Raw genomic sequence first — 15,250 nt, forward strand, 5'->3', positions numbered from 1 at the left:
GCGGGCGTCCCCACCGTCGAGTCGGGTGGGGTCCGGGCGCGGTCAGGCGGTGTGGTCGACCTGGACCAGCGTCGGGCCGCCGTCGAGGGCGGTGACGTCCTCCACGACGGCGCGGGCGATCGTCTGGGCGTCGAGGCCGATGCGGGCCAGGATGGCGTCGCGCTTGGCGTGGTCGAGGAACTCCTGCGGGATGCCGTGCAGGCGGAAGGGCGTACCCACGTCGGCGTCGTTGAGCGCCTGCAGGAGCGCCGCCCCGCAGCCGCCGACGCGGCCGTTGTCCTCGACGCTCACCACGAGGCGGTGCTCGCGCGCGAGGTCGATCACGGCGGGGTCGACGGGCTTGACCCAGCGCGGGTCGACCACCGTGACGCCGATGCCCTGGTCGACCAGGCGGGACGCCACCTCGACGGCGGTGGTCGCCATCGAGCCGACCGCGACGATGAGCACGTCGCGCTCGCCCTCGCGGACCAGCACGTCGGCGCCGCCGACGCGGTCGACGGCCGGGACGTCGGCGGGCGGTGGGCCCTTCGGGAACCGCACGACCGTCGGGGCGTCGTCGACCTGCACGGCCTCCTCGAGCAGCTCGTGGAGGCGGGTCACGTCGCGTGGGGCCGCGAGCCGGAGGCCGGGCACGACCTGCAGGATCGACATGTCCCACATGCCGTTGTGGCTCGCGCCGTCGTCACCGGTGACACCCGAGCGGTCGAGGACGAAGGTGACGCCGCACCTGTGCAGGGCCACGTCCATCAGCACCTGGTCGAAGGCGCGGTTGAGGAAGGTGGCGTAGACCGCGAAGACGGGGTGCAGGCCGCCCATCGCGAGGCCCGCGGCGGAGGTGACGGCGTGCTGCTCGGCGATGCCAACGTCGAAGGTGCGCTCGGGGAACCTCTGGGCGAACACGTCGAGCCCGACCGGGTGCATCATCGCGGCGGTGATCGCGACGACGTCCTCGCGGCGACTGCCGAGGTCGACGATCGCCTCGGAGAAGTGGTCGGTCCAGATCTTGCCCTTCGGCTTCTCCGCACCGGTCTGGACGTCGAAGGGGCCGGGTGCGTGGAACTGGTCGGCCTCGTGCCGCAGCGCCGGGTCGTAGCCCTGGCCCTTGCGGGTGATGGCGTGGACGATCACGGGACCGTTGAAGCGCTTGGCGTTGGCGAGCGCCTGCTCCATGGCGGCGCGGTCGTGGCCGTCAACGGGCCCGACGTACTTCAGGCCGAGGTCCTCGAAGAGCCCCTGCGGTGCGAGCGCGTCCTTCATGCCCTTCTTGACCGCGTGCAGCGCATCGTAGGCCGCGTGCCCGACGCCCGGGACGGCGTTGAGGCGCTTCTTGACCAGGTCGAGGACCTGCTCGTAGCGCGGGTTCGTGCGCAGCGAGGTGAGCGCCGTGGCCAGCCCGCCGATCGTCGGGGTGTAGGACCGCTCGTTGTCGTTGACCACGATGACCAGGCGGCTGCTCCTGGCGATGGCGATGTTGTTGAGCGCCTCCCACGCCATGCCGCCGGTCAGGGCGCCGTCGCCGATGACCGCGACGACGTGGCGGTCCTCGCCGCGGATGGCGTACGCCTTGGCGAGCCCGTCGGCGTAGGACAGCGAGGTGGACGCGTGGGAGTTCTCGACGATGTCGTGCTCGGACTCGGCCCGGCTCGGGTAGCCGCTGACGCCGCCCTCCTTGCGCAGGGTCGCGAAGTCGGCGTGGCGCCCGGTGACGAGCTTGTGGACGTAGGACTGGTGCCCGGTGTCGAAGACCACGCGGTCGCGGGGGGAGTCGAAGACGCGGTGGATGGCCAGGGTCAGCTCCACGACGCCCAGGTTGGGGCCGAGGTGCCCGGAGTTGGTCGCGACCGTGCGGATCATGACGTCGCGGATCTCGGCGGCCAGCTCGTCCAGCTGCTCCGACGAGAGCGCCCGGAGGTCGCCCGGGGTCGCGATCGAGTCGAGGAGTGACATGTCGGCCGAGTCTATTTCATGCCTGGTCGTGGACGGCCACCGCCGGCTCGTGGAGGCTGCCCATCCAGATCCTCCCGTCGTGCTCGCGGACCCCCGTGACCATGTGGTAGCCCGGCCCCTGCTCCGGCGGGGCGAGGTCGAGGTCGTGGACCAGCCGGCCGTCGTCGGCGTACGCCTGCACGCGGATCGTCCGCGCCGGCCCGGGCTGCCACGACTCGGGGATCCGGGTGATCGCCCGGCGCAGGGCCATCGGGGCCCGCCCGAGCCGCTCCACCAGGCCGTTGACGGGACTCGCGACGCTCACCCAGATGAGGCCGTCGCTGCCGCGGCTGATGTTGTCGGGGTAGCCCGGGAGGTCGGTGACGAGGTGGTCGCGCTCCCCCGCCCGCGGACCGGTGAGCCAGAGGCGCACGACGGTGCGGCCGCGGCACTCGGCCACGCACACGTAGGACTCGTCCGCGGACAGCGCGACGCCGTTCGCGAAGGCGAGCCCGTCGAGCGCCACCGTGACGGTGCCGACGGGGTCGCGGCGCAGGAGCCGGCCGGTGCGGGTGTTCCGGACGAAGTCGGCCCTCCACTCCTCGACGCCGTGGTGGAGGGAGGAGTCGCTGAACCAGATCGTGTCGTCGGCAGCGACCGCGGCGTTGTTGCAGAAGCGCATCGCGCGCCCCTCGACCCGGTCGACCAGCACCTCCACCGAGCCCGAGGTGGGCGAGACCCGCAGCAGCCCGCGGTGCGCGTCGCACACCAGGAGGTGTCCGCTCCCGAGGAGCTCTAGGCCGAGCGGCCGACCGCCGGTGTCGGCCACACGACGGGTGCTGCCGGTGGCCGGGTCGAGGGCCCAGATCGCCCCGTCCTCGGTGCCGGTGTGGACGAGGCCGTCGGGAGTGACGAGGACGTCCTCGGCCCCCATGGCCGGGACGGGGTGGACGGTGAGCGTCGGCGCGGAGGTCATGGCGCCATGCTGGCGTAGAAGTGGTCGTCGAGGCGCACGACGACGCAGCGGTGCACCGCCCGACCGTGGCCGGCCCTCACATCCGCACCCGGTAGCGACGTCCCCGCAGCGCCTCCTCGACGAGGCCGACCTCGCGGCGTACGCCGAGCAGGCGGGCGTCCTCGAGCTGGAAGGTCTGCACCGCGGCCCGGACGACGGCCTCGTCGGCGACGTCCTTCAGGTCGCCGCGGATCTCGCTGAGCCCCCGACGCGTGGCGAGCTGCTGGGCCTCGACGTGCAGGACGGCGAACCGCGCCAGCACGACGACGTGCCGGCGCAGGCCCGTGAACCGGCGGTAGTCGGGCGGGCACAGGTCGAGCAACCAGCTGGCCGCCGTGGCCTCCCAGTCCGGTGCGTCGGGCGGACGGACCTGCCTCGGCCAGCCCGGCGGCGCCACCCCCCGGTGCCCCTCGGGCGGGGTCGGCCGCTGGCGCGGCTGCGGCGGTGGGAACACCGGCTCAGGATATCGAACACGTGTGCGATATCTCCATCAGCCACGGAGGAAGGACCAGCGCACCTCTCGCTCGGCGTTGTCGATGTTGAGGTCGACCAGGCAGATGCTCTGCCAGGTGCCGAGCGCGAGCCGACCGTCGAGCACGGGCACCGTGGCGTGCGGAGGCACGATCGCCGGCATCACGTGCGACCGCCCGTGGCCCCGGGACCCGTGCCGGTGCCGCCACCGGTCGTCGGCCGGCAGCAGGTCTGCGAGCGCCGACAGCAGGTCGTCGTCGGAGCCGGACCCCGTCTCGATGATCGCGATGCCGGCCGTCGCGTGGGGGACGAAGACGTGGAGCAGGCCGTCACCCCGGCCGGCGGCCACCTCGGCGGCGTCGTCGGTCAGGTCGAGCACGACCTCCTCGCCGCCGGTGCGGTAGGAGCGGGTCTCGCTGTGCACCTCAGCCCTCCCGCAGCGCCTGCTCGATGCGCTCCACCTTCGCGGTGAGCTGGCCCACGTATCCCGGGCGGATGTCGGCCTTGAGCACCAGGCCCACGCGGGGCGACACCGCCGCGACGACGTCGACGGCCTGCTTCACGACCGCCATCACCTCGTCCCACTCCCCCTCGATGTTGGTGAACATCGCGTTGGTCTCGTGCGGCAGGCCCGACTCGCGCACGACCCGGACGGCCGCCGCGACGGCCTCGGTGACGGACCCGCTCGGGTCGCTGGACATGGGCGAGAGGGAGAAGGCGACGATCATGCCGACCACGCTAGCGCTGCGGCGCTCCCCCGCGCGCCGGCCCTCCCCGCTCGCGCTCCACGCGCAGCCGGTCAGGCGTTGGTGCCCTGCCCGGGCAGCTCCCCCTGGGGGTCCGGCGTGCCGCCGCGGCAGCTCACGCCGAGCTCGGGGGCGGTGTGCCCGTCGCCGTACTCCTCGAGGAACAACCCGAGGCGAGCGTCGTCCGCCCCGTCGAGCCGCAGCTGGGCGCCCCAGACCGTGACGACCACCGGCGAGGGCAGTCCGTCTCGGGGCGACATGATGCCGTTGTCGGGCAGCTGCTCGGCGAGCCGCTGCAGGTCGTCGGCCGGGAGGTCCGGGTCGTGGGTGATCCAGACCGAGCCGTGCTCGAGGTCGTGGACGGCGTTCTCGTCGCGGACGGGCTCGTCGTAGACGCCGCAGGCCAGCCACACCGGGTGGTGCGCGCCGCCCGCCGGTGGGTCCTGCGGGTAGGTGACGTCCCCGGTCGTGTGTGCGCGGTCGGTCACCTCCCACGTCTGGACCAGGCGCAGGTCGAGGGCACGCCGGGCCTGCTCGTCACCGCGCAGGGCCCGGTCGACGAGCGGGGCCACGAGCGCCGCGCCCATCACGAGGGCGGCGGCCACGCCGGCGAGGAGGAGCGGCAGCCGACGGGGGCGCGCCTCGTCCACGGCGGCGGTCGCTCCCGCCGGCGGCGACTCGTCCTCGGGCAGCACCGGGTGCGCCATGTCAGGCCAGCGCCGCGCGCACGACGTCGGCGCGCGCCTCGAGCTCGTCCTGCGGGATGTCGGGGAGCATGTCCGCCCAGACCGGCAGGTTGGACCCCCGCAGCTCGAGGACGCCGAGGGGCCGCGCGAGGACGTTGACCGAGAGGTGGCCACCGCCGTTCTCCCACTTGCTCACCTGGACGTTGCCCACGCCCGGCAGGGCGCGCAGCGCGCGGTAGGTGCGGGCCACCAGCCGTCCGAGCTCGGCGTCGGCGTCGTCGTCGAGGTCGTCGAGCCGCTCGTGCGCGCGGGCGACGACGTTGGCCACGAACATCAGGCTGGTGCCGCCGGGGCGGATCACGGCGAGCCGTGAGCCGGTGTGCAGGACGAGGTCGTCACGAGCCAGCGCCCGGCAGGTGCCGCACTGGTCGGCCGGGCGCGAGCGGTCCGGCTCGGGGACGACCCGCTCGCCCAGCGGCTTCGGCGTCAGCCCGTCGCGCTCGAAGGGGAAGACCTCCCAGCCGGCCATGTCGCCGAGCGGCGGGCGGCCGGCCGCGTCCAGCTGCTGCTGGACGCGGCCGCGCCACACCTCTGCGGGGTCGCTCACCCGCGCAGGAGGCTGCGCAGGACGTACTGCATGATCCCGCCGTTGCGGTAGTAGTTCGCCTCACCGGGGGTGTCGATGCGGACGGTGGCCTCGAACTCGCTGGCCTCGCCGTGGGCCTGGTCGGTGCCCGGGGCGGGCTCGACCTTGACCGTCACCGTCTTCGGCGTGGTGCCGTCGTTGAGCTCGGTGATGCCGCTGATCGAGATGACCTCGGCGCCGGTGAGGCCGAGGTCGTCGGCCGTCTTGCCCTCGGGGAACTGCAGCGGGATGACGCCCATGCCGATGAGGTTGGAGCGGTGGATGCGCTCGTACGACTCGGCGATGACGGCCTTCACCCCGAGCAGGGCCGTGCCCTTGGCCGCCCAGTCGCGCGAGGAGCCGGAGCCGTACTCCTTGCCGGCCAGCACGACCAGCGGGGTGCCGGCCTCCTGGTAGTTCTGGCTCGCCTCGAAGACGCTGGTGACCTCGCCGTCGCGGGTGAAGTCCTTGGTCACGCCGCCCTCGGTGCCCGGCGCGATCTGGTTGCGCAGGCGGATGTTGGCGAACGTGCCGCGGATCATGACCTCGTGGTTGCCGCGGCGCGAGCCGTAGGAGTTGAAGTCCCGCTGCTCGACGCCGTGCTCGGCGAGGTACCGGCCGGCCGGGCTGTCCTTCTTGATGGCACCGGCCGGGCTGATGTGGTCGGTGGTGACCGAGTCGCCGAGCTTGAGCAGGACCCGCGCACCGACGATGTCGGTGACCGGCTCGGGCTCGTCGGGCATCCCGTCGAAGTAGGGGGGCTTGCGGACGTAGGTCGACTCCGCGTCCCACTCGAACGTGTCGCCGGTCGGGGTGGGCAGCGACTGCCAGCGCTCGTCGCCCTTGAAGACGTCGTCGTAGGAGGAGCCGAACATGTCGGCGGTGATCGCCTCGGCGATGGTCGCCTCGACCTCCTGCGGGCTGGGCCAGATGTCGCGCAGGAAGACGTCGTTGCCCTCGGAGTCCTGGCCGAGCGGGTCCTCGAACAGGTCGACGTCCATCGAGCCGGCCAGCGCGTAGGCCACCACCAGCGGCGGCGACGCGAGGTAGTTCATCTTCACGTCGGGGTTGATCCGGCCCTCGAAGTTGCGGTTGCCCGAGAGCACCGACACCACGGCGAGGTCGGCCTCGTTGACCGCCGCCGAGACCTCGGGGATGAGCGGGCCCGAGTTGCCGATGCAGGTCGTGCAGCCGTAGCCGACGAGGTTGAACCCGAGCTTGTCGAGGTACGGCGTGAGGCCGGCGCGGTCGTAGTAGTCGGAGACCACCTTGGAGCCCGGGGCGAGCGACGTCTTGACCCACGGCTTGCGCGACAGGCCCCTCTCGACGGCGTTCTTGGCCAGCAGGGCCGCACCGATCATCACCGAGGGGTTGGAGGTGTTGGTGCAGGAAGTGATCGCGGCGATCACGACCGCGCCGTGGTCGATGTCGACCTCCTGGCCGTCGAGCGAGACCGTCGTCGGCTTGCGGGGCCGGTCGTCGCCGGCAGCGACGGCGTGGTCCTGCCAGTGGTCGGGCGAGCCGTTGCCGTTGCCGCCTCCGCCGCTGCCGTTGGAGGCGGGCGAGTCGCTGGAGGGGAAGGACTCCGCCGAGGCCTCGTCGACCTTCGACGCGACGCCCGCGGGCTGCTCCTGCTGGGGCACACCGGGCTTGCGGTCCTCCCCGCCGGTCAGGTCGTCGCTGACGTAGTCGGCCAGCGCGGTGCGGAAGGCCGCCTTGGCGGTCGAGACCTCGACGCGGTCCTGCGGGCGCTTCGGGCCGGCGAGCGACGGGACGACGGTCGAGACGTCGAGCTCGAGCTGCTCGCTGTAGCGCGGCTCGGCGCTCGGGTCGTGCCAGAGGCCCTGCTCCTTGGCGTACGCCTCGACGAGCGCGAGCTGCTCGTCGGTGCGGCCGGTCATGCGCAGGTAGTCGATCGTCTGGTCGTCGATGGGGAACACGGCGATGGTGGAGCCGAACTCCGGGCTCATGTTGCCGATGGTGGCGCGGTTGGCCAGCGGCAGGGCCGAGACGCCCTCGCCGTAGAACTCGACGAACTTGCCGACCACGCCGTGCTCGCGGAGCATCTCGGTGATGGTGAGCACGAGGTCGGTGGCCGTCGAGCCCTCGGGCAGCTCGCCGGAGAGCTTGAAGCCGACCACGCGCGGGATGAGCATCGAGACCGGCTGGCCGAGCATCGCGGCCTCGGCTTCGATGCCGCCGACGCCCCAGCCGACCACGCCGATGCCGTTGACCATCGTGGTGTGGGAGTCGGTGCCGACGCAGGTGTCGGGGTAGGCGACCCCGTCGCGGACCATGACCACGCGGGCGAGGTGCTCGATGTTGACCTGGTGGACGATGCCGGTGCCCGGCGGGACCACCTTGAAGTCGTCGAAGGCGCCCTGGCCCCAGCGCAGGAACTGGTAGCGCTCGCGGTTGCGCTCGTACTCGATCTCGACGTTGCGCTCGAAGGCGTCCGCGGAGCCGAACACGTCGGCGATCACGGAGTGGTCGATGACCATCTCGGCGGGCGCGAGCGGGTTGATCTTCGTCGGGTCGCCCCCCAGGTCGGCCATGGCCTCGCGCATCGTCGCGAGGTCGACCACGCACGGCACGCCGGTGAAGTCCTGCATGATCACGCGTGCGGGCGTGAACTGGATCTCCTGGTCGGGCTGCGCGCTGGCGTCCCAGCCGGCGATGGCCTTGATGTGGTCGGCGGTGATGTCGGCGCCGTCCTCGGTGCGGAGCAGGTTCTCCAGGAGCACCTTCAGCGAGAAGGGCAGGCTGTCGACGTCGAGGCCCTCGCCCTTGACCGCGTCGAGCCGGTAGATCTCGTAGGACTGTCCGTCCACGTCCAGGGTGCCCTTGGCACCGAAGCTGTCCTGACTGGCCATCAGCCACATCTCCTCGGGAGTTCGCGGGTTCACGTCCATCTTGCCGCCGGAGGCAGAACGACGGGAAGGCAGGTGACCCTTAGTTCGAAGCGTCGCAGTATCTTGACGTCAAGATATCACACCGAGCAGCGGCGGCGGGCGGTAGCCTCGCGGCCGTGCCGAGCCTCCTCCACCTCAACGGGCCGTCGGGCGTCGGCAAGTCCACCCTGGCCCGCGGGCACGCCGCGGCGCACCCCGGCACGCTCCTGTGCGACATCGACGAGCTGCGCTCGTGGGTGTCGGGCTGGGAGGACGACTTCGTGGGCACCGGCGAGGCCGTGCGCAGCTCGGCCCTCGCGCTGCTCACCGCCTACCTGCGGACGGGGCGCGACGTGGTGCTCCCCCAGCTCATCGTGACGCCCGCGCAGGTCGAGCGGTTCGAGGCGGCCGCCGCCGAGGCCGGAGCGGCGTACGTCGGCGTGGTGCTGGACGTCGCCCCGGACGTGCTGCTCGACCGGCTCCGCTCACGCGCCGTCACGCCGGTCACCGAGGTCGTCTCGCGCATCATCGAGCAGCGCGGCGGCGACGAGCTGGTGCTGGCCGGCAGGCGGCAGCTCCTCGGCCTCGCCGACGAGCGAGGCTGGCCGGTCGTCGACGCCGCCGACCGCGCCCGGGCGCTCGCGGAGCTCGCAGGCCTCGTGCGTGCCGCGGCCCGATCGCCCCGGCAGGTCACGTGATCCCGGCCGTCCGGTCCAGGTGCTGGAGCAGGTCGTGGGCCGCGAGCTCGACGTCCTTGTGCCGCCACTCCGAGGCTCGGTAGACGCAGGCGATCAGGCCGCTGCGGTGCACTCGACGGAGGTCGCCGTAGACGAAGGCGTGGCGCGCCTTCGTCTGCTCCTTCGCGTCCTCCGTGAGCCCGAGGAACCAGCGGCCGTAGCCCTGCCACCCGTGCCGTTCGAGGTAGGCGTTCTCGGACTCTGCGCGCGGCTGCACCGCGCCCCAGTCGCTGTCCAGGACGTACTGCCGGGCGTCGATGAGCCGGCGGGCGTGCGCGACGGCCTCCGGGTTGACGGCGTAGCGAGCCATGCCGTCACCCTCGCGGACTACCTGGTGCGTGACAACAGCGCCACGCACTCGACGTGGTGCGTCATGGGGAAGAGGTCGAAGGCCCGCACGGCGGTCAGCTCGTAGCCGTGCTCGGCGAAGATGGCCACGTCGCGGCCGAGCGCGGCGGGGTCGCAGGCGACGTACGCGACGGCCCGGGGGCGGCGGTCGACGACCTGCTCCACCACGACCCGCTTGGCGCCCTCACGGGGCGGGTCGAGCACCACGAGGTCGAACGGCTCGTCGAGGGTCGAGCGCAGCACCCGGTCCGTGGGGCCGCACTCCACCGCCGCCGGCCGCAGCGGCGACAGGTTCGCGCGGGCGTGCCGGCAGGCGGTGCGATCGGCCTCGACCGCCACCACCCGGGCCCCGGTGGCCTCCCCGACGAAGCGGGCGAACAGTCCCACGCCGGCGTAGAGGTCGAGCGACCGCTCGCCGGGCTGTGGGTCGAGGAGGTCGAGCACCGCCTCCACCAGCACGCGCGGCGCCTCGGGGTGGATCTGCCAGAAGCCGTCCGCCGCGACGGAAAAGGGGTGCGTGCTGCCGGCCGCGGTGACCTCGCGCACCACCGTGTCCTCCGAGGCGCGCGGCACGCCCGCCTCGACCACCGGGTCCGGCAGCCGGGAGGGCGGGCGGGCACCCTCCGCCGCGATGGGGCAGTCGGCCAGCGGCACGAGGTCGTGGGAGCGGTGGGCGCGCATCGCCGGACGACCGTCGGGCATGGCGGCGTACCGCTGGCGGGTGCGCCAGCGCAGGCCGTCATCGTCCCGGCCGGGGACCGGGACGGCCTCGACGCGCAGGCCCGACACGAGCGGGGAGTCGGCGTCGAGCCCGCCCAGGCGCACCAGCTGCTCGCGGACGACCGCGGTCTTGAGCTCCCGCTGCGCCGGCACGGCCACGTGCTGGAGGTCGCAGCCGCCGCAGAGGCCCGGCCCCGCGACGGGGCACGGCGCGACCACGCGGTCCGGGGACGGGGTCAGGACCTCCACGGCGTCCCCGCGCCAGAAGCGGTCGCCGTCGGTGCCCTCGGTGACCTCGACGACCACCCGCTCGCCCGGCAGCGTGTGACGCACGAACACCACCCGTCGCTCCGGCTCGGGCAGTCGGGCGACGCAGTGCCCGCCGTGGGCCACCGGACCGACCTCGACCTCGAAGCGCTCCCCCACCCGCGAGCGACCGCGGGCGCGACGGGGCCGGTTGGCACGGCTCACGCGCCGTCGCCCCTTTCGGAGCCGCCCCGGGAGTCGACCCGCCCGCGCCGCAGGTCGCCGGCGTGCACGCGGACGTCGTCGCGCAGCTCGCGCTCCTGCGCCGCCTGCGAGGACCGCAGCTGGTAGGGCACGGAGATGACCATCACGCCCGGGGTGAACAGCAGCCGGCCCTTGAGCCGCAGCGCCGTCTGGTTGTGGAGCAGCTGCTCCCACCAGTGGCCGACCACGTACTCGGGGATGTAGACCGCGACGACGCCGCGCGGGCTGGCCCGTCGGATCTCCTGGGTGTACTCCACGATCGGGCGGACGACCTCCCGGTAGGGCGAGTGCAGCACCTTGAGCGGGATGTCGAGGTGCCGCTCGTCCCACTCCTCGAGCAGGCGGCTGGTGGCCTTGGGGTCGATGCTGACGTAGATCGCCTCCAGCACGTTGGGCCGGGTGGCGCGGGCGAAGGCGAGCGCGCGCAGGGTCGGCTTGTGCAGCCTGGCGGCCAGCACGATCGCGTGCACGCGGGTCGGCATCACCTTGTCCTGCTCGTCGGCGGCCAGCTCGAGCTCGACGCGCGCGTAGTGGCGGCCGATCGCCTGCATGACGAGGAAGAAGAAGCCCATCGCCAGGATCGTGATCCAGGCGCCGGCGAGGAACTTGGTGATGAGCACGATGACCAGCACGACCGCGGTCATGCCCAGTCCGAAGGTGTTGATGGCCCGCGACCGCATCATCCGGCGGCGCGCCGCCGGGTCGCGCTCGGTCCGCAGGTGCCGCGTCCAGTGGCGGATCATGCCGAGCTGGCTGAGGTTGAACGAGACGAACACCCCGACGATGTAGAGCTGGATCAGCTTGGTCGTCTCGGCGTCGAAGACCCAGATCAGCAGGATCGACATCGCGGCCAGGAACACGATGCCGTTGCTGTAGGCCAGCCGGTCGCCGCGCGACCCGAGCGAGCGCGGCGCGAGACCGTCCTGCGCGAGGATCGAGCCCAGCACGGGGAAGCCGTTGAAGGCGGTGTTGGCGGCGAGCACCAGGATCACGCCGGTCACCGTCACGACGAAGTAGAAGCCCGGCGAGAAGTGGTCGAAGACGCCCGCCGCGATCTGCGCGATCACCGGGTGCTGCTCGTAGCCGTCGGGCAGCGCGCCGCCCGCGGCGGTGCGGAGCCGATCGAGCTCGTGGGGGTCGACGTAGCGGATCGCCATCTGCTTGGCGAGCACGATGACGCTCATCATCATCGTGATGGCGATCAGGCCCAGGAGGAGCAGCGTGGTGGCCGCGTTGCGGCTCTTCGGCCTGCGGAAGGCCGGCACCCCGTTGCTGATCGCCTCGACGCCGGTCAGCGCCGCGCATCCGGACGAGAAGGCGCGGGCGAGCAGGAACATGAGGCCGACCTGCGTCAGCGGCTCCTCCCAGCCCGGCTGGGGCATGATCTCGAGGTGCGCGCTCTCCGCCTCGGGCAGGTCCCCGGCGAGCAGGCGCAGCAGGCCGTAGGCGCACATGCCGAGGATCGCGACCATGAAGAGGTAGGTCGGCACCGCGAAGAAGGCGCCGGACTCACGCACGCCGCGGAGGTTCATCGCGGTCAGCAGCGCGACGGCCACGACGCCGACGGTGGCCTCGTGCCCGATCAGCGGCGGGATCGCGCCGGCGGCGTACTGCGCGGCCGAGGAGATCGACACCGCGACGGTGAGGACGTAGTCGACGAGCAGCGCGCTGGCCACCGTGACGCCGGCGTTGCGGCCCAGGTTCACCGTGGCCACCTCGTAGTCACCGCCGCCCGACGGGTACGCGTGCACGGTCTGCCGGTAGCTGGCCACGACGGTGAGCATCACGACGGCGACGGCGAGGCCGATCTTCCACGACCAGACGTACGTCGACGCGCCGGCGACCGCCAGCATGATGAAGACCTCGTCGGGTGCGTAGGCCACCGAGGAGAGGGCGTCGCTGGCGAACACCGGCAGGGCGATGCGCTTGGGCAGCAGGGTCTCCCCGAGCTGGCTGCTCCGGAGCTTGCGGCCCAGCAGGATGCGCTTGGACACGTCGCCGACACTCACGGGCGGCAAGCCTAGACCCGGAGCGGTCGCCGTCCCCGCTGGGATACGGTTCCGGAGTGCACGTCGTGATCATGGGTTGTGGCCGCGTCGGATCGACGCTCGCCCGCAGCCTCGAGGACCGCAACCACACCGTGTCGATCATCGACAGCGAGCCCGACTCGTTCCGGCGGCTCGGTCCGGAGTTCAACGGCGACAAGATCACCGGGTACGGCTTCGACCAGCAGGTGCTGGAGAAGGCGGGCATCCGCCGCGCCGACGCCTTCGCGGCCGTGTCCAGCGGCGACAACTCCAACATCATCGCCGCGCGCGTGGCCCGCGAGACCTTCGGTCTCCAGCAGGTCGTCGCCCGCATCTACGACCCCGGCCGGGCCGAGGTCTACCAGCGCCTCGGCATCACCACCGTCGCGACCGTGAAGTGGACCGCCGACCAGGTGCTGCGGCGGATCCTGCCGGCCGGCGCCGAGCCGGACTTCCGCGACCCGTCCGGCACGATCCGCGTCGACCACGTGCCGATCCCGGAGGCCTGGATCGGCAACCGGACCGTCGAGTTCCAGATGCAGTCCCGCAGCCGGATCGCGTGGATCGACCGCCTCGGCGAGGGCATGCTCCCCACCCGGGAGACCGTGCTGCAGGAGGGCGACATGCTGCACCTCGTGATCCGCGAGGAGAACGCCGCCCACGCCTACGCCGTGCTCGAGTCCGGCCCCGACGACGACTGAACGCCCCGACGCCCCGACACCCGACAGCCCAGACCTCAGCCCAGACCTCAGCCCAGACCTCAGCCAGGAGCACTGCACACATGCGCGTCGCCATCGCCGGAGCCGGAGCCGTGGGTCGATCGATCGCCCGGGAGCTGATCGAGAACGGCCACCGGGTGCTGCTCATCGACAAGAGCCCGTCCGCGATCCGGCCCGAGCGCGTCCCCGACGCCGAGTGGCTGCTCGCCGACTCCTGCGAGCTGTCCTCGCTGGCGGAGGCGCAGCTCGGCACGTGCGACGTGGTCATCGCGGCCACCGGTGACGACAAGGTCAACCTGGTGACCTCGCTGCTGGCGAAGACCGAGTTCGGCGTGCCCCGCACGGTCGGCCGGGTGAACCACCCCAACAACGAGTGGCTCTTCACCGAGGCGTGGGGCGTCGACGTGAACGTCTCCACCCCGCGCATCATGTCCGCGCTCGTGGAGGAGGCCGTGTCCATCGGCGACCTCGTCCGGCTCTTCACGTTCCGCCAGGGCAACGCCAACCTCGTGGAGCTCACGCTCTCGGCCGACTCGCCCTACGTCGGTACGCCGGCCGGGCTGGTGCCGTTCCCGGAGAACTGCGCCCTGGTCACGATCCTGCGCGACGGGCAGGTCTACACCCCCGAGGCCGAGCAGCCCCTCGAGTCCGGTGACGAGCTGCTCTTCGTGGTCCCGGCCGAGGTCGAGGCCGAGCTCGAGCACCTGCTCTCCCCCGGCCACCACCCGGGCTGACCCCGCGGACGCCGGCGGGCGGGGCCGCGGCCTGCGTCAGGCGGGCTTCGCGTCGGGACCGACCGGCGTGCGGCGGGTCAGCAGCCAGACCATCGCGCCCAGCGCCGCCAGCTGCAGCGGCCAGCCCAGCACGATCTTCAGCACGCCAAGGACGGCGACCGCCGCGTCCGGGTCCATCGAGCCCGAGCTGCCCGCCAGCCACACCGGCGCCTGGGCTGCGACCCTGAGGACGCACGGCGCGACCAGCAGCCAGGTCAGCCGGCTGCACAGCCGGACGACCTGCCTGTCCCGGTGCCAGGCGGTGGCGTCGCCGGTGATGCTGCCCACCATGAAGCCGACCAGCGGCCAGCCGACGAGGCAGGAGAACGCGAGCACGACGGCGTACCCGCCGTTGTAGAGGATCCCCGGGAGGAAGTAGGCCAGCGCCTGCTCCTGCTCCGAGCCGCCGGACGCCGCCGAGCGGTGCACGAAGAACCACCCGATGCCGATGCCGAAGAGGGCGTTGACGACGAACTGCACCGTCGACCGCTGCACCAGCCGCACCACGAGCAGCACCAGCGCGGCGCCGATGCTGACTCGCAGGGCGAGGTCGAGCTCGCGCATCGTCAGCCAGGTGAGGGTGAACAGGATCGTCGGCACCGCGGCCTCCGCCATGCCGCGGCGGCCCCCCAGCGCCTTGGAGAGCTGCTGGCGCACCGCCGCCTCGACGGTCTCGTGGGCGGTCTGGGCGGTCACGGGCGCAGCTCGTAGCGCGGGTTGAACATGATCGGCACGCCGCCCTGCCGGCCGATGCAGCCGGACACCGTGACGGAGCGGCCCGGGTCGACCCCCGAGATGCGTCGACGTCCGAGCCACACGACGGTGATGACCCCCGACCCGTCGTCGAGCTCGGCCTCCAGCGCCGGCACGCCGCCGCGGGGACGGAGGGTCACGGTGCGCAGGACGCCGTTGACGGTCACCGGCTCGCGCTCGGGGGCGTCGGCGATGGCCACCGCCTCGTCGGAGGCGTGCGTCTGCCTCAGGTCGCGCTGGTGCGCCTCGGAGGTGTCGGCCCACCGCGCGAGCGCCTGCCGCAGCCGGCTCTTCTCGGCCACG

16 protein-coding genes are annotated in these 15,250 nt (G+C 72.6%); 3 read left to right on the forward strand and 13 right to left on the reverse strand.

The window, feature by feature from the left end; genetic code table 11:
• Window positions 1-42 precede the first annotated feature (42 nt).
• The 8 genes from dxs to J3P32_RS15800 form a co-directional block, all read right to left on the reverse strand.
• Window positions 43-1,947: a 1-deoxy-D-xylulose-5-phosphate synthase gene (gene dxs / locus J3P32_RS15765; RefSeq protein ID WP_210441004.1), complete on the reverse strand. Its 1,905-nt coding sequence runs from the start codon at window positions 1,945-1,947 to the stop codon at window positions 43-45.
• A 16-nt stretch (window positions 1,948-1,963) separates the two neighbouring features.
• Window positions 1,964-2,902, reverse strand: coding sequence for an SMP-30/gluconolactonase/LRE family protein (locus J3P32_RS15770; protein ID WP_210441006.1), 939 nt, complete (start codon window positions 2,900-2,902; stop codon window positions 1,964-1,966).
• A 76-nt stretch (window positions 2,903-2,978) separates the two neighbouring features.
• Window positions 2,979-3,395, reverse strand: a complete 417-nt coding sequence (locus J3P32_RS15775; protein ID WP_210441008.1) for a hypothetical protein — start codon at window positions 3,393-3,395, stop codon at window positions 2,979-2,981.
• Between the two features lie 36 nt (window positions 3,396-3,431).
• The gene (locus tag J3P32_RS15780; RefSeq protein ID WP_210441010.1) at window positions 3,432-3,836 is read right to left on the reverse strand and encodes a secondary thiamine-phosphate synthase enzyme YjbQ; all 405 of its coding nucleotides are present in this window, start codon (window positions 3,834-3,836) and stop codon (window positions 3,432-3,434) included.
• A 1-nt stretch (window position 3,837) separates the two neighbouring features.
• Window positions 3,838-4,140, reverse strand: coding sequence for a thiamine-binding protein (locus tag J3P32_RS15785; RefSeq protein WP_210441012.1), 303 nt, complete (start codon window positions 4,138-4,140; stop codon window positions 3,838-3,840).
• A gap of 71 nt (window positions 4,141-4,211) precedes the next feature.
• Window positions 4,212-4,865 carry a DUF3105 domain-containing protein gene (locus J3P32_RS15790; protein WP_210441014.1) on the reverse strand — a complete coding sequence of 218 codons (654 nt, stop codon included), beginning with the start codon at window positions 4,863-4,865 and terminating at the stop codon, window positions 4,212-4,214.
• A gap of 1 nt (window position 4,866) precedes the next feature.
• Complete coding sequence (locus J3P32_RS15795; RefSeq protein WP_210441017.1) at window positions 4,867-5,451, reverse strand: hypothetical protein; 585 nt, start codon at window positions 5,449-5,451, stop codon at window positions 4,867-4,869.
• Window positions 5,448-8,342, reverse strand: a complete 2,895-nt coding sequence (locus tag J3P32_RS15800) for an aconitate hydratase (RefSeq protein WP_210441019.1) — start codon at window positions 8,340-8,342, stop codon at window positions 5,448-5,450. The genes J3P32_RS15795 and J3P32_RS15800 overlap by 4 nt, the downstream gene beginning before the upstream one ends.
• A gap of 155 nt (window positions 8,343-8,497) precedes the next feature.
• Between J3P32_RS15800 and J3P32_RS15805 the strand changes: the two genes are divergently transcribed.
• Window positions 8,498-9,058, forward strand: a complete 561-nt coding sequence (locus tag J3P32_RS15805; RefSeq protein WP_210441021.1) for an AAA family ATPase — start codon at window positions 8,498-8,500, stop codon at window positions 9,056-9,058.
• On the opposite strand, the gene J3P32_RS15810 is transcribed toward J3P32_RS15805, so the two are convergent.
• Genes J3P32_RS15810 through J3P32_RS15820 form a run of 3 tightly spaced genes read right to left on the reverse strand, consistent with a single transcriptional unit; the run spans window position 9,051 to window position 12,684 of the window.
• Window positions 9,051-9,407 carry a hypothetical protein gene (locus J3P32_RS15810; protein ID WP_210441023.1) on the reverse strand — a complete coding sequence of 119 codons (357 nt, stop codon included), beginning with the start codon at window positions 9,405-9,407 and terminating at the stop codon, window positions 9,051-9,053. The genes J3P32_RS15805 and J3P32_RS15810 overlap by 8 nt on opposite strands.
• A 17-nt stretch (window positions 9,408-9,424) precedes the next feature.
• Window positions 9,425-10,636 (reverse strand): class I SAM-dependent RNA methyltransferase, encoded by a 1,212-nt coding sequence (locus J3P32_RS15815; protein ID WP_210441025.1) that lies wholly within the window; start codon window positions 10,634-10,636, stop codon window positions 9,425-9,427.
• Window positions 10,633-12,684, reverse strand: a complete 2,052-nt coding sequence (locus J3P32_RS15820) for an APC family permease (protein WP_307807878.1) — start codon at window positions 12,682-12,684, stop codon at window positions 10,633-10,635. Before J3P32_RS15820 ends, J3P32_RS15815 begins: the two co-directional genes overlap by 4 nt.
• Before the next feature lie 56 nt (window positions 12,685-12,740).
• On the opposite strand from J3P32_RS15820, the gene J3P32_RS15825 reads away from it, so the two are divergent.
• Together J3P32_RS15825 and J3P32_RS15830 are read left to right on the forward strand one after the other, a co-directional pair.
• Entirely contained in the window at window positions 12,741-13,403 is a 663-nt protein-coding gene (locus J3P32_RS15825; protein ID WP_210441030.1) for a potassium channel family protein, read from the forward strand.
• Window positions 13,404-13,483: 80 nt separating this feature from the next.
• Entirely contained in the window at window positions 13,484-14,155 is a 672-nt protein-coding gene (locus J3P32_RS15830; protein ID WP_210441032.1) for a potassium channel family protein, read from the forward strand.
• A 36-nt stretch (window positions 14,156-14,191) separates the two neighbouring features.
• Here the strand turns inward: J3P32_RS15830 and J3P32_RS15835 are convergent, their stop codons facing one another.
• Window positions 14,192-14,890, reverse strand: a complete 699-nt coding sequence (locus tag J3P32_RS15835) for a DUF3159 domain-containing protein (protein ID WP_307861731.1) — start codon at window positions 14,888-14,890, stop codon at window positions 14,192-14,194.
• A complete protein-coding gene (locus J3P32_RS15840) occupies window positions 14,887-15,249 on the reverse strand; it encodes an OB-fold nucleic acid binding domain-containing protein (protein ID WP_210441034.1) in 363 nt (120 codons plus the stop codon). Before J3P32_RS15840 ends, J3P32_RS15835 begins: the two co-directional genes overlap by 4 nt.
• Between the last annotated feature and the right edge of the window lies 1 nt (window position 15,250).

Source organism: Nocardioides xinjiangensis (assembly GCF_017916385.1).
In the GTDB taxonomy this organism is placed as follows: Bacteria; Actinomycetota; Actinomycetes; order Propionibacteriales; family Nocardioidaceae; genus Nocardioides; species Nocardioides xinjiangensis.